Annotated in this window: 12 protein-coding genes; 9 read left to right on the top strand and 3 right to left on the bottom strand. The window is 72.0% G+C overall.

Annotated features, from left to right (window positions below):
• Positions 1–40: 40 nt before the first annotated feature.
• The 4 genes from pth to ACWDVW_RS06595 all read left to right on the top strand — a co-directional run bounded on the left by pth (position 41) and on the right by ACWDVW_RS06595 (position 3788).
• Positions 41–631, top strand: a complete 591-nt coding sequence (gene pth / locus ACWDVW_RS06580) for an aminoacyl-tRNA hydrolase (RefSeq protein WP_449945543.1) — start codon at positions 41–43, stop codon at positions 629–631.
• Between the two features lie 30 nt (positions 632–661).
• Positions 662–1483, top strand: a complete 822-nt coding sequence (locus ACWDVW_RS06585; RefSeq protein WP_449945545.1) for an inositol monophosphatase family protein — start codon at positions 662–664, stop codon at positions 1481–1483.
• Positions 1484–1557: 74 nt separating this feature from the next.
• Positions 1558–2469 (top strand): sulfate adenylyltransferase subunit CysD, encoded by a 912-nt coding sequence (gene cysD, locus ACWDVW_RS06590; protein ID WP_350695852.1) that lies wholly within the window; start codon positions 1558–1560, stop codon positions 2467–2469.
• Positions 2469–3788 (top strand): sulfate adenylyltransferase subunit 1, encoded by a 1320-nt coding sequence (locus tag ACWDVW_RS06595; RefSeq protein WP_449945548.1) that lies wholly within the window; start codon positions 2469–2471, stop codon positions 3786–3788. The genes cysD and ACWDVW_RS06595 overlap by 1 nt, the downstream gene beginning before the upstream one ends.
• 661 nt (positions 3789–4449) lie before the next feature.
• Here ACWDVW_RS06595 and galK read toward each other — a convergent pair.
• Positions 4450–5607 carry a galactokinase gene (galK, locus tag ACWDVW_RS06600; RefSeq protein ID WP_449945549.1) on the bottom strand — a complete coding sequence of 386 codons (1158 nt, stop codon included), beginning with the start codon at positions 5605–5607 and terminating at the stop codon, positions 4450–4452.
• Positions 5604–6587: a UDP-glucose 4-epimerase GalE gene (galE, locus tag ACWDVW_RS06605; RefSeq protein WP_449945551.1), complete on the bottom strand. Its 984-nt coding sequence runs from the start codon at positions 6585–6587 to the stop codon at positions 5604–5606. Before galE ends, galK begins: the two co-directional genes overlap by 4 nt.
• 116 nt (positions 6588–6703) lie before the next feature.
• Between galE and ACWDVW_RS06610 the strand changes: the two genes are divergently transcribed.
• Genes ACWDVW_RS06610 through ACWDVW_RS06630 form a run of 5 tightly spaced genes read left to right on the top strand, consistent with a single transcriptional unit; the run spans position 6704 to position 10775 of the window.
• Positions 6704–7702: a hemolysin family protein gene (locus ACWDVW_RS06610; protein WP_449945553.1), complete on the top strand. Its 999-nt coding sequence runs from the start codon at positions 6704–6706 to the stop codon at positions 7700–7702.
• A gap of 33 nt (positions 7703–7735) precedes the next feature.
• Positions 7736–8761 carry a tryptophan--tRNA ligase gene (trpS, locus tag ACWDVW_RS06615; protein WP_396740766.1) on the top strand — a complete coding sequence of 342 codons (1026 nt, stop codon included), beginning with the start codon at positions 7736–7738 and terminating at the stop codon, positions 8759–8761.
• Positions 8762–8810: 49 nt separating this feature from the next.
• Entirely contained in the window at positions 8811–9356 is a 546-nt protein-coding gene (locus ACWDVW_RS06620; protein WP_350695842.1) for a 2'-5' RNA ligase family protein, read from the top strand.
• A 3-nt stretch (positions 9357–9359) separates the two neighbouring features.
• Entirely contained in the window at positions 9360–10283 is a 924-nt protein-coding gene (locus ACWDVW_RS06625; protein ID WP_449945556.1) for a YihY/virulence factor BrkB family protein, read from the top strand.
• 54 nt (positions 10284–10337) lie between these two features.
• The gene (locus tag ACWDVW_RS06630; RefSeq protein WP_396740762.1) at positions 10338–10775 is read left to right on the top strand and encodes a hypothetical protein; all 438 of its coding nucleotides are present in this window, start codon (positions 10338–10340) and stop codon (positions 10773–10775) included.
• Between the two features lie 126 nt (positions 10776–10901).
• Here ACWDVW_RS06630 and ACWDVW_RS06635 read toward each other — a convergent pair whose 3' ends face one another.
• Entirely contained in the window at positions 10902–12533 is a 1632-nt protein-coding gene (locus ACWDVW_RS06635; RefSeq protein WP_449945559.1) for a glycoside hydrolase family 13 protein, read from the bottom strand.
• Positions 12534–12538 lie beyond the last annotated feature (5 nt).

Genomic DNA, 12538 nt, shown 5'->3' on the forward strand with positions numbered 1-12538 from the left:
GCCGGGTGGCGGTCCGCCGGGACGAGGGAAGGGGCGGGCGGTGACGGAGGAGACCGGGCCCTGGCTGGTGGTCGGTCTGGGCAACCCGGGCCGGGAGTACGCGGGCAACCGGCACAACGTCGGTTTCCTGGTCGCGGATCTGTTGGCGGGTCGGCTGGGCAGCAGGTTCGGTCGGCACAAGCGGGCGGTGGCGGAGGTCGCCGAGGGGCGCCTTGGGCTGGGTGGCCCGAAGTTGGTGCTGGTCAAGCCGTTGACGTACATGAACCTCTCGGGTGGGCCGGTGGCCGGTCTGGCCCAGTTCCACAAGGTGCCGCCGGGTCAGGTGATCGCGGTGCACGACGAGCTGGACATCGCGTACGGCCAGGTGCGGGTGAAGTGCGGTGGCGGCGAGGGCGGGCACAACGGTCTGCGCTCGATGTCGAAGTCGCTGGGCACCAAGGACTACGTGCGGGTGCGGTTCGGCATCGGGCGGCCGCCGGGGCGGCAGGATCCGGCGGACTACGTGCTGTCGGATTTCGGCGCGGCGGAGCGCAAGGAGTTGGACTTCCTGGTGGATCGGGCGGCGGACGTGGTGGAATCCGTGGTCATCCGAGGCGTCGAACCGACGCAGAACCTCTACCACGGTGCGTGAGGTGCGGCTGTGACGACGGGAGCCCAGAGCATGAGCAGTCCACCCATGGCCGACGGGGCGTTCGCGCGGTGGTTGGCGGGCCGCGCCGGTCAGGCGTTGCTGCGTCTGCGGGCGGAGACGGGGTTCGCCGACGCCGGTGCCTTGAAGGCGGCGGGGGACAAGGTCTCGCACGACCTGATCCGGACCGAGCTGGCGAAGTGGCGTCCGGATGACGCGGTGCTCTCCGAGGAGGACGAGGGTTCCCGGCTGGCGTGGACGGCCGAGGTGAACGAGGCGTCGCTCTCCCGGCTGACCGCCGAGCGGGTGTGGATCATCGACCCGCTGGACGGTACCCGCGAGTTCAGCGAGGAGGGGCGCGCGGACTGGGCGGTGCACGTGGCGCTCTGGGCGCGGGACGCGTCGACGTCGCACGGTCTGGTGGCGGGTGCTGTCGGATTACCGGCACAGCAGCAGGTGCTGGCCACGGACGCGCCGCCGGCGTACCCGGCGGAGGGGGCCGGAGGTGCGCACCGGCGGCTGCGTCTGGCGGCCAGCCGGAGTCGGCCGCCGGTGTTCCTGACCGACCTCGCCGAGGAGGTCGGGGCGGAGTTGGTGCCGATGGGATCGGCCGGCGCGAAGATCGCCGCGGTGGTCACCGGCGAGGTGGACGCCTATATCCACGCCGGGGGCCAGTACGAGTGGGACTCGGCGGCGCCGGTGGCTGTGGCGACGGCCACCGGACTGCATGCTTCCCGGATCGACGGTTCTGCGCTGAAATACAACGAGGCCGACCCGCGTCTGCCTGACCTACTGGTGTGCCGTGCGGATCTCGCCAGCCGGTTACTTGCAGCGTTGCACCGGCATTGCGGGTAGCCTGGCGCTACTTTCTGACATCCCCGACCGGAAAGGTCTGGAAATCGGATGACCGAGCGAATCGAGCCGGTGTCATGACCGCCACCGCTGCCTACCAGGTGACGCATCTCGACGCGCTGGAGGCGGAGAGCATCTTCGTGATGCGCGAGGTGGTCGCCGAGATGGAGCGGCCGGTCCTGCTGTTCTCCGGTGGCAAGGATTCGATCGTGATGCTGCGCCTGGCGCAGAAGGCGTTCGCTCCGGCCCAGATTCCCTTTCCGGTGATGCACGTCGACACCGGCCACAACTTCCCCGAGGTGCTGGACTACCGGGACCGGCGGGTCGCCGAGCTGAACCTGCAACTCGTGGTGGCCAGCGTGCCGGAGGCACTGGCCAGCGGGTTGGTCCGCGAGTCGGCGGACGGGATGCGCAACCGCATCCAGACGCCGGTGCTGCTCGAAGCGGTGGAGAAGCACCGTTTCGACGCCCTCTTCGGCGGGGCCCGGCGGGACGAGGAGAAGGCCCGCGCCAAGGAGCGGGTGTTCAGCTTCCGCGACGAGTTCGGCCAGTGGGACCCGAAGAACCAGCGGCCCGAGCTGTGGTCGCTCTACAACGGCCGGCACCACCCGGGTGAGTCGATCCGGGTGTTCCCGCTCTCCAACTGGACCGAGTTGGACGTGTGGCACTACATCGCCCGGGAGCGGATCGAGCTGCCGTCGATCTACTACGCGCACGAGCGCGAGGTGGTCGAGCGCGACGGGATGCTCTACGCGGTCAACGAGTTCCTGCCCGCGCGGGCGGGGGAGGAGCGGTTCAAGGCCCAGGTGCGCTACCGCACCGTCGGCGACGCCTCCTGCACCGCGGCGGTGAGTTCGGACGCGGACACCGTCGAGAAGGTCATCGAGGAGGTCGCCGCGACCCGGATCACCGAGCGCGGGGCGACCCGGGGTGACGACCGGGTCAGCGAGGCCGCGATGGAGGACCGCAAGCGGGAGGGCTACTTCTGATGACCACCGAGACGCTCGCGCCGGGCGACGCCGAGGGCCGGGCCGTCGGGTCGGAAGGCCGACCGATGGACCTGCTGCGCTTCGCCACCGCCGGCAGTGTCGACGACGGCAAGTCGACCCTGATCGGCCGGCTGCTGTACGACACGAAGTCGCTGTTCACCGACCAGTTGGCCGCGGTGGAGGCGGTCAGCGCGGCCCGGGGCGACGAGTACACGAACCTGGCGCTGCTCACCGACGGCCTGCGCGCCGAGCGGGAGCAGGGCATCACCATCGACGTGGCGTACCGGTACTTCGCCACGCCCCGGCGCAAGTTCATCATCGCCGACACTCCGGGGCACATCCAGTACACCCGGAACATGGTCACCGGGGCGTCGACCGCCGACCTGGCGCTGATCCTGGTGGACGCCCGCAAGGGCCTGGTCGAGCAGTCCCGCCGCCACGCCTTCCTCTGCTCGCTGCTGCGGGTGCCGCACCTGGTCCTCTGCGTCAACAAGATGGACCTGGTGGACTACTCGCAGGACGTCTTCGAGCGGATCGCCGACGAGTTCACCGCGTTCGCGGCGAAGCTGGACGTGCCGGACCTGACCGTGGTGCCGATCTCCGCGCTGAGGGGCGACAACATCGTCACCCGCTCGGAGAGCATGCCCTGGTACGAGGGCCCGGCGCTGCTGCACCACCTGGAGCGGGTGCACATCGCCAGCGACCGGAACCTGGTCGACGTCCGGTTCCCGGTGCAGTACGTGATCCGGCCGCAATCGAGGGTGGTCACCGACTATCGCGGCTACGCCGGTCAGGTCGCCTCGGGCGTGCTCAAGCCGGGCGACGAGGTGATGGTGCTGCCGTCCGGCTTCACCAGCCGGATCGCGTCGGTGGAGACCGCCGACGGGCCGGTCGCGGAGGCGTTCCCCCCGATGTCGGTGACGGTACGGCTGACCGACGAGATCGACATCTCGCGGGGCGACATGATCTGCCGCCCGAACAACGCCCCGGCGGTCGCGCAGGACATCGAGGCGATGGTCTGCTGGATGGACGAGAGCCGTCCGTTGCAGGTCGGCGGCAAGTACGCCATCAAGCACACCACCCGGTCGGCGCGGGCGATCGTGCGTGGCCTGCACTACCGCCTGGACATCAACTCGCTGCACCGCGACGAGACGGCGACCGAGTTGCGGCTCAACGAGATCGGCCGGGTACGGCTGCGGACCACCGTCCCGCTGCTTGCCGACGAGTACCGCCGCAACCGGACCACCGGTGGTTTCGTCATCATCGACGAGACCACCAACCGCACCGTCGGCGCCGCCATGATCGTGGAGACCGCCTGAGCACACGTCCGGCCGGCCGGCCCCAGCCCCCACGGCGCACCCTGGCCACCCTCGTCCCCCTTCCCCGGGCCACCCTCGTCACCCTCCCCCGATGACCCAAGGTGCGGCGACTCGTCGCAAGGTCATGCTCGATCCGGGATCGAGTGGTCTCGTCGCGCCACGAGACCACTTCATCCAGGATCGAGCGTGATCATGGAGCGGGATGCGCCGCGAGTGGGACCGATGCGGCGAGAGCGAGGGCGGGGAGCGAGTCGGGTCAGCTCGTCGGGGTGATGGGGGGTGCCGGCGTGTCGAGCTGATGCGTTTACGCCATCAGCTCGACAGGCGGCGTGCGAGACACCCCGGGCGTGCGAGACACCCCGGGCCTGCGAGACACCCCCGACCGGTCAGACACCCCGGGCCTGCGAGACATCTCGGGCGTGCGAGACGCCCTGCACAATGTGGGACATCCCGCCCCCGTTCCCGCGCGGACGCACCCACACCGAGCCGATCCAACGCCGCCACCAGGATCTCCGCCCCTCGGCCTTGTGAGACCCCTGGGCCTGCGAGACGCCCTGGGCCTGCGAGACGCCCTGGGCCTGCGAGACGCCTGCGGAGCTGCGGGCGGCTGCGCGGGGTCTGCGGGTCAGGGCGGGCGGGGCGGGTCGGGCGAGGCGGCGGGTCAGGCGAGGCGGGTTGCGCCGGCGGACGGGAGCACGGTGAACCTGGTGGGGGTGGCGTAGCCACGGGCGGCGTAGGCCGCGCCGACGGCGTCGCCCACCTCGACGGCCCGGTCCGCCTCGACCAGGGCCAGCACGCAGCCGCCGAAGCCGCCGCCGGTCATCCGCGCACCGAGCGCCCCGGCGGCGAGCGCCGTGTCGACGGCGGTGTCGACCTCTCCGACGGTGATGGCGAAGTCGTCGCGCATGGAGGCGTGCGAGGCGGTGAGCAGGGGACCGATCTGCCGGATCTTCCCGGCCCGCAGCAGGGCGACGCTGTCGCGTACCCGCTGGTTCTCGGTGACCACGTGCCGGGTCCGGCGGCGGGTCTCGTCGTCGGGCAGCCGGGCCAGCGCGTCGTCGAGGGCGTCGGCGGGTACGTCCCGCAGGGCCGGCACACCGAGCAGGTGCGCGGCCTTCTCGCAGGTGGCGCGGCGGGACGCGTACTCGCCGTCGGCGTGCCGGTGCGGGGCGCGGCTGTCGATCACCAGGATCGCCAGGCCGTCGTGGTCCAGGTCGAACGGGATGTGGTCCACCTGCTCGGTGCGGCAGTCGAGGAAGAGGGCGTGGCCGGCCCGGCAGCGGATCGCGGCCGACTGGTCCATGATGCCGGTGGGCGCACCCACGTAGTGGTTCTCGGCGCGCTGCGCCAGCCGGGGCTGGTGCGCGGCGGGCAGGTCCAGCCCGCCGAGGTCGACCAGCGCGGTGAGCACGGCGGCCTCCAGCGCGGCCGAGGAGGACAGACCGGCGCCGAGCGGCACGTCGGAGGCGACGGCCAGCCGGGCGCCGGGGACGGGATGGCCGGCCTCGCGCAGCGCCCACACCACCCCGGCCACGTACGCCGCCCAGCCGGTGACCCGGCCGGGGGCGGTCACCTCGTCGAGGCCGAAGTCGACCGTCTCACCGGTCAGTTCGGACCAGACCGTCCAGTCCTCGGTGGGCCGGGGCGCCGCGGCGACGACGGTGCGCAGCGGCAGCGCGAACGGCAACACGAAGCCGTCGTTGTAGTCGGTGTGCTCGCCGATCAGGTTGACCCGGCCGGGAGCCGCCCAGCGGCCGGCGGGTGGCTCGGCGTACACCTGCCGGAAGCCGGCCTCGGCGCGGGCGGCGACGTCGGTCACGGCCGTTCCAGCACGTGCGCGCGGTAGAAGGCCCAGGCGTCGGTGACCATGTCGTGCAGGGTCGGCTTGCGTGGCTCCCAGCCCAGCTCGGCGCGGGCCAGCGCGGAGGAGGCGACCAGTTCGGCCGGGTCGCCCTCGCGGCGCGGTGCCACCTCCACCGGCACCGGGTGGCCGGTGACCTCGCGGACCACCTCGACGACCTGCCGGTTGGTGAAGCCGTTGCCGTTGCCGAGGTTGTAGATGCGGTGCCGTCCCGGGGTGGCCGCGTCGAGGGCGAGCAGGTGGGCGCGGGCCAGGTCGGCGACGTGGATGTAGTCGCGGACGCAGGTGCCGTCGGCGGTGGGGTAGTCGTCGCCGAAGAGTTGCAGCTTCTCCCGCCGGTCGGCGGCCACCTCCAGCGCGATGGGGATGAGGTGGGTCTCCGGGTCGTGCCGTTCGCCGAGGGCGGTGTCGCCGTCGAGGTACGCCCCGGCGACGTTGAAGTAGCGCAGCGAGACGGCGGCCAGGCCGTGCCCGATCGCCTCGGAGGTGAGCGCCATGTCGACGGCGAGCTTGGTCGCGCCGTACGTGTTGGTGGGGGCCTTGACGGCGGTCTCCGGAATGGGCAGCTCGGTCGGGTTGCCGTAGACGGCGGCGGTGGAGGAGAAGACCATCCGGGGTACGCCGGCGGCGCGCACGGCGTCGATCAGCGCCAGCGACCCGACGGTGTTGGTGTGCCAGTACTTCTCCGGGGCGGTCATCGACTCACCGGCGGCGATCAGGGCGGCGAAGTGCAGCACGCCGTCGAATCCCGCCTGCGGGGTGAGCACCCGGGCCGCGTCGTGGATGCCGGCCTCGACGTGGACGGCATCGGGCGCGAGCGCCTCCCGGTGGCCGGTGCACAGGTCGTCCAGGACCACCACGTCGTGCCCGGCGTCGAGCAGCATCCGGGTCACCACGCTCCCGATGAAGCCGGCGCCGCCGGTGACGAGCAGTTTCACGTCGCTCTCCTCCTACCTGGACCTGTGGTGGTCACCCTACAACTCCACCACGACCAACCATTTCTGAACAGAGTCGAACACAGCCGGGGCGCGTCCCGCTGACTACCATCACTGTCATGCGGGCAGCGCGTCGGCGCGGACCCAGGCGACGGGGCGCACAGCGGTCCCGCCGCCAGCCCGGGCCGGTGGCCAGAGCCGTCGCCCGGGTGGTGGTGCGGGCGGCCGACGGCACCCTGCGACTCGTCACCGACCTGCTCGGCGCCGGGCCGGCCGCCGGACGGGAACGGATCAGCGAGGCCGAACTGCGGGACCTGGTCGCCGCGAACACCGTGCTCGACCCGGTCGGTCGTCGCATCATCGACGAGGTGCTGATGGCCGGCGCCAGCCTGGTCCGCGAGGTGATGATGCCCCGCACCGAGGTGGTGTTCCTCTCCGCGGCGCTGACCGTCGCCGAGGCGGAACCCCTGGTCCGGGCCGGTACGCACACCCGTTATCCGGTGGTCGACGGCACCCACGACGACGTGGTCGGCGTGGTGCACCTGCGCGACGTGCTGCTGCGCCCGGACCGCGACCCCGGCACCACCGTCGGCGAGCTGGCCCGGGAGGTCAAGCGGTTGCCGGCCAGCAAGCGGGTACTCGCCGCGCTGACCGAGATGCGGCGGGAGGGACACCACCTGGCCGTGGTGATCGACGAGTACGGCGGCACCGCCGGCATCGTCACCTGTGAGGACCTGATCGAGGAACTGGTCGGCGAGATCCACGACGAGTACGCCGACACGCCCGAACCGGCCCTCGCGGGCCTGCCCACGGTGGTCGACGGCCGGCTCAACCTGACCGACTTCGCCGAGCGCACCGGCGTGCACCTGCCGCACGGTCCGTACGAGACGGTGGGTGGCTTCGTGATGGCGTCGCTCGGCCGGTTGCCCGGGCCGGGCGACGAGATCCCGGTGCCCGGGGCGGGCGACGATCCCGCCCCCGGCGGCTGGCTGCTGCGGGTGCTCACACTGGAGGGCCGCCGGGTGGCCCGGCTCGCGGTCACCGTCGCCCGCCTGCCGGAACAGCGTCGCGATCCGGGTGGCGTCGTCGAGCGGGCGCGACCTGCCGGCCCGTCATGACGGACGCCGGGTGTTGCTGACAGAATCGGCGGCATGTCCGACGTTCCCGCCCGACCTCGCGTCTTCTCCGGCATCCAGCCGACGGCCGACTCGTTCCACCTCGGCAACTACCTGGGCGCGGTCCGGCACTGGGTGGCGTTGCAGGAGTCGCACGACGCCTTCTACTGCGTGGTCGACCAGCACGCGATCACGGCGGGGCACGAGCCGAAGGTGTTGCTCCAGCGGTCGCGGACGGCCGCCGCGCAACTGCTCGCCGTCGGGCTGGACCCGGAACGCTGCACCCTGTTCGTGCAGTCGCAGGTGCCCGAGCACGCGCAGTTGGCCTGGGTGCTGGGCTGCATTACCGGCTTCGGTGAGGCCAGCCGGATGACGCAGTTCAAGGACAAGTCCCAGAAGCAGGGCAACGAGCGGGCCAGCGTCGGGCTGTTCACGTACCCGATCCTGCAGGCGGCGGACATCCTGCTCTACCAGGCCCACGCCGTGCCGGTCGGTGAGGACCAGCGGCAGCACCTGGAGCTCTCCCGCGACCTGGCGCAGCGGTTCAACTCGCTGTTCGGCAAGACCTTCACGGTGCCCGCGCCGCACATCGTCAAGGAGACCGCCAAGATCACCGACCTACAGGACCCGACGGCCAAGATGTCGAAGTCGTCGTCCTCCCCGGGCGGCATCGTCGACCTGCTGGAGGACCCGGCCCGGTCGGCCAAGAAGATCCGCTCGGCGGTCACCGACACCGGCCGGGACATCGTCTTCGACGCCGAGACCAAGCCGGGCGTCTCCAACCTGCTCACCATCTTCTCCGCGCTGAGCGGACGCGGCATCGACGACCTGGTCGCCGCGTACGCCGGCAAGGGCTACGGCGATCTCAAGAAGGACCTCGGCGAGGTGGTGCGGGACTTCGTCACCCCGATCCAGCAGCGCACCCGCGCGTACCTCGACGACCCGGCCCAGCTCGACAAGCTCCTCGCGGCCGGTGCGGAGAAGGCCAGGTCGGTGGCGGCGCCGACGCTGCGGACCGCGTACGAGCGGGTGGGCTTCTTCCCGCCGGTACGCGGCGAGTAGTCGCCCGCACGAGGGCGAGCAGTCGGTGGCCGGAGAGGTGACGCGGAGCGTGGATCAGGGCAGCGGTGTCCCGTCGACCGGTGACATCGTCCAGATCGGCATCGCGGTCGACATCCCCGAGCCGTGGGGCGGCGAGCTGACCCGACGTCGACTGGCCTCCGGCGACCCGAACACGGTGCCGGCCCACGTCACCCTGCTCGGGCCGACCGAGATCCCGGTCTCCGCGCTGCCGGAGGTGGAACGGCACCTCGACCGGGTCGCCGCCGAGCACCTGCCGTTCACCCTGCACCTGCGCGGCACCGGCACCTTCCGGCCGGTGACGCAGGTGGTCTTCGTGACGGTGGCGGCCGGCATCAGCGAGTGCGAACTGCTCGCCGCCGCGATCAATTCGGCCCCTCAGCTCCGCCGTGAGCTGCGCTTTCCCTACCATCCACACGTGACGGTGGCCCAGGACGTCGCGCCGGAGGCCCTCGACCGGGCATACGAGGACCTGGCCGACTTCTCCGCGATGTTCGAGGTGGAGGGCTTCACCCTGTTCTCGCACAGCGGGCAGACCCGGTGGCAGCCCCGCCGGGACTTCCGGCTGGGCGGCTGACCGGTGAACGTGCTGGGGCGGGTCGAGGCGGGCGTCGACCGTGGGTTGCGGGCCGCCCGCCACCGCTCCCCGGCCTTCGGGCACCTGTGGCGGGCCGGGGTGCGCTACACCGACCTGCACGGCGGGCGGCTGGCCGCCGCGATCGCCTACTACGGGTTCTTCGCGGTCTTCGCCCTCGCCCTGGTGTCGTACGCGGCCTTCGGCGCCATCCTCGACGAGAACGACGAGGTACGCGCCGGGGCGGAGGAGTTCCTCCGGGAGAACCTGCCCTTCCTCGACCCGGCGCAGGTGGCCGAGAGCAGCGGCACGGTCGGCGTGGTCGGTCTGCTGATCCTGGTCCTGACCGGGATCGGCTGGGTGGAGGCGATCCGCTCGTCGCAGCGGCTGATCCACGGGCTGGACCAGCATCCCGGCAACCTGATCGTCCGCCGCCTGGTCGACCTCGGCGTCCTGCTCTTGGTCTTCGTGCTGCTCGGCATCTCGGTGGCGGCGGTCGACGCGCTGGAGACGCTGCTGCGGTTCCTGCTGCGCAGCACCGGCTCGGTCGGGCTGACCACGGTCAGCGCGGTGCTCAGCGTGGTGGTGAACGCGGTGCTGGCGACGCTGCTGCTGGTGGCGGTGCCCCGGCTGCGGATGAGCCGGGCCCGGCTGCGGCCGGTGGTGTTTCTCGTCGCGGTCGGCATCACGCTGCTCAACACCGTCGGGCGGTTCTGGGTGGGGCGGGTGGAGCACAACCCGGCGTACACCGTGGTGGCCACCGCCGTGGGTCTGCTGGTCTATCTCTACCTGCTCAACCAGTTGGTGCTCTTCGGTGCCGCGCTGGCCGCGACCAGCCGGCGCGGCCAGGTGGTCGACCTGGCCAGCCGCCCGCGACCGGTCGACCTCGACGTGGAGAGCGATCCCGGCACCCCGGGCGGGGCCGGCTGACCGTGATGTGAGGAACCCGCCCCGACCTCGTCGGCCACCGACGATGATGGGCCCGTGGGGGCACTCGTGACGTTGGACCTGCCGACCGATTCACCGCTGCTCGACCTGCCGTGGATCATCACGTTCGGGCCGCTCGGTGACGCCGACGAGTGGGAGCCGGTGGTCTGCGGGCCGTACGAGCGGCCGCACGCGTTGGCGCTGGCCGAGGCGGTGGTGGCCGAGGAGCAGTTGATGGCGGTGGTCGAGCCGCTGGTGCCGGCCGTGAACGTGGCGCAGATCCGTGGCGAGATCGCCGCCGCGCAGCTCGCCGCCACCGACGAGACGGTCCGGGTGGACGAGGCCGACCTGTACGGCGACTACGAGGACCTCGTCGACGAGGAGGAGATGGCGGCGGCCGAGCGGGAGGACGCGAGCGGGCCGCTGCCGGTGCCGGACGAGGCGGAGCTGCGGGCCGGGTTCGCCCGGATCGCGACGCGGCTGCCCGGGGGCTGACGACCACCCGGCAACCGGTGCCCGGACGTCGTCGTCCGGGCACCGGTGCCAGCACCACACCCCCCACCACAAGGGGTCGTCGTCCCGGTCGCCCCAGGGGACCAGGTCGTCGAGGTGATACCCCGGTCAGCGCCGTTCGAACCAGGCGGCCGTGTCGCCGGGGAGCAGGTGGCCGCCGTCGCGTTCGGTGAGCGGCGCGCTGGCCACGAGCGGCGTGCCGTACCCGTCGATCAGCACCGGCGAGTCGCCGGTGTTCACCACACAGGTCAGCACCGTGGCGCCGACCTCCCGGTGGAACGCGAGCACGTCCGGGCCGGTCTGCCGCCAGGTGATGCCGCCGGTGCCGGCCAACGCCGGGTGGGTGTGCCGGATCCGCAGCGCCGTCCGGTACAGCTCCAGGGTCGAGCCGGGCACGTCGGACTGTGCGGCGACCGAGAGGGCCTGCCAGGTCGCCGGGGCCGGTAGCCAGCTCAGCGCGCTGCCGGCCGGTCCGAAGCCGTACGGCGCCAGGTCGCCGCTCCACGGGATCGGGACCCGGCAGCCGTCCCGGCTCTCCCCGGTACGCAGGAAGGCGGGGTCCTGACGCAGCTCGTCGGGCAGGTCGAGCACCTCGGGCAGCCCCAGTTCCTCGCCCTGATAGAGGTAGGCGCACCCGGGCAGGGCGAGCATCAGCAGCGCGGCGGCGCGGGCCCGGCGCAGCCCGGCCTCTCCGTCGCCGTACCGGGTGACGTGCCGTTGCCGGTCGTGGTTGGAGAGCACCCAGGTGGTGGGGGCGCCGACGATGGTGGACTCGCCCAACGCGGTGTCGATCACCTTACGGAACGAGTCGGCCGACCAGGTGGCGTCGAGGAAGTCGAAGCTGAACGCCTGGTGCAGCTCGTCCGGGCCGATGTAGCGGGCCAGCCGCTGCGGGGTCTCCGCCCACGCCTCGGCCACCGCCATCCGGTGTCCGGGGTAGCTGTCCAGGATGGGGCGCCAGGCGCGGTAGATGTCGTGCACCTCGTCCTGGTCGAAGTAGGGCAGGCGGCCCTTGCCGAGCAGTTCGGACTGGCGGCGGCCGGTGGTCATCGAGCTGAAGCCGACGTCCGGCAACCCCTCCGCCTTGATCATGCCGTGGGCCACGTCGATGCGGAATCCGTCGACGCCACGGTCCAGCCAGAACCGCAGCACGTCCTCGAACTCGGCGCGTACCTCCCGGTGGCGCCAGTTCAGGTCGGGCTGGGCCGGGTCGAACAGGTGCAGGTACCACTGGCCGTCGGGGACCCGGGTCCAGGCGGGGCCGCCGAAGATGCTCTCCCAGTCGTTCGGGGGCTGCTCACCGTGTGCGCCCTTGCCGTCGGCGAAGAGATACCGCGCCCGCTCGGCGGAGCCGGGGGCGGCGGCCAGCGCGGCCTGGAACCACGGGTGCCGGTCGGAGGTGTGGTTCGGGACCAGGTCCACGATGACCCGCAGGCCGAGCGCGTGCGCGTCGGTGATCATCGCCTCGAAGTCGCCGAGGGTGCCGAACATCGGGTCGACGTCGCGGTAGTCGGCCACGTCGTAGCCGCCGTCGACCATCGGCGAGGTGTAGAACGGGGTCAGCCAGAGCGCGTCCACCCCGAGGTCACGCAGGTAGGGCAGGCGTTCGCGGATGCCCTGGAGATCACCGATGCCGTCGCCGTCGGAGTCGGCGAAGCTGCGGACGTAGACCTGGTAGACGACGGCGGATCGCCACCAGTCGGCGTCGGAGGTCAGCGGCGACGGAGGGCTGACGGTCATCGGGT

The sequence above is a fragment of the Micromonospora sp. NPDC003241 genome, from assembly GCF_053589795.1.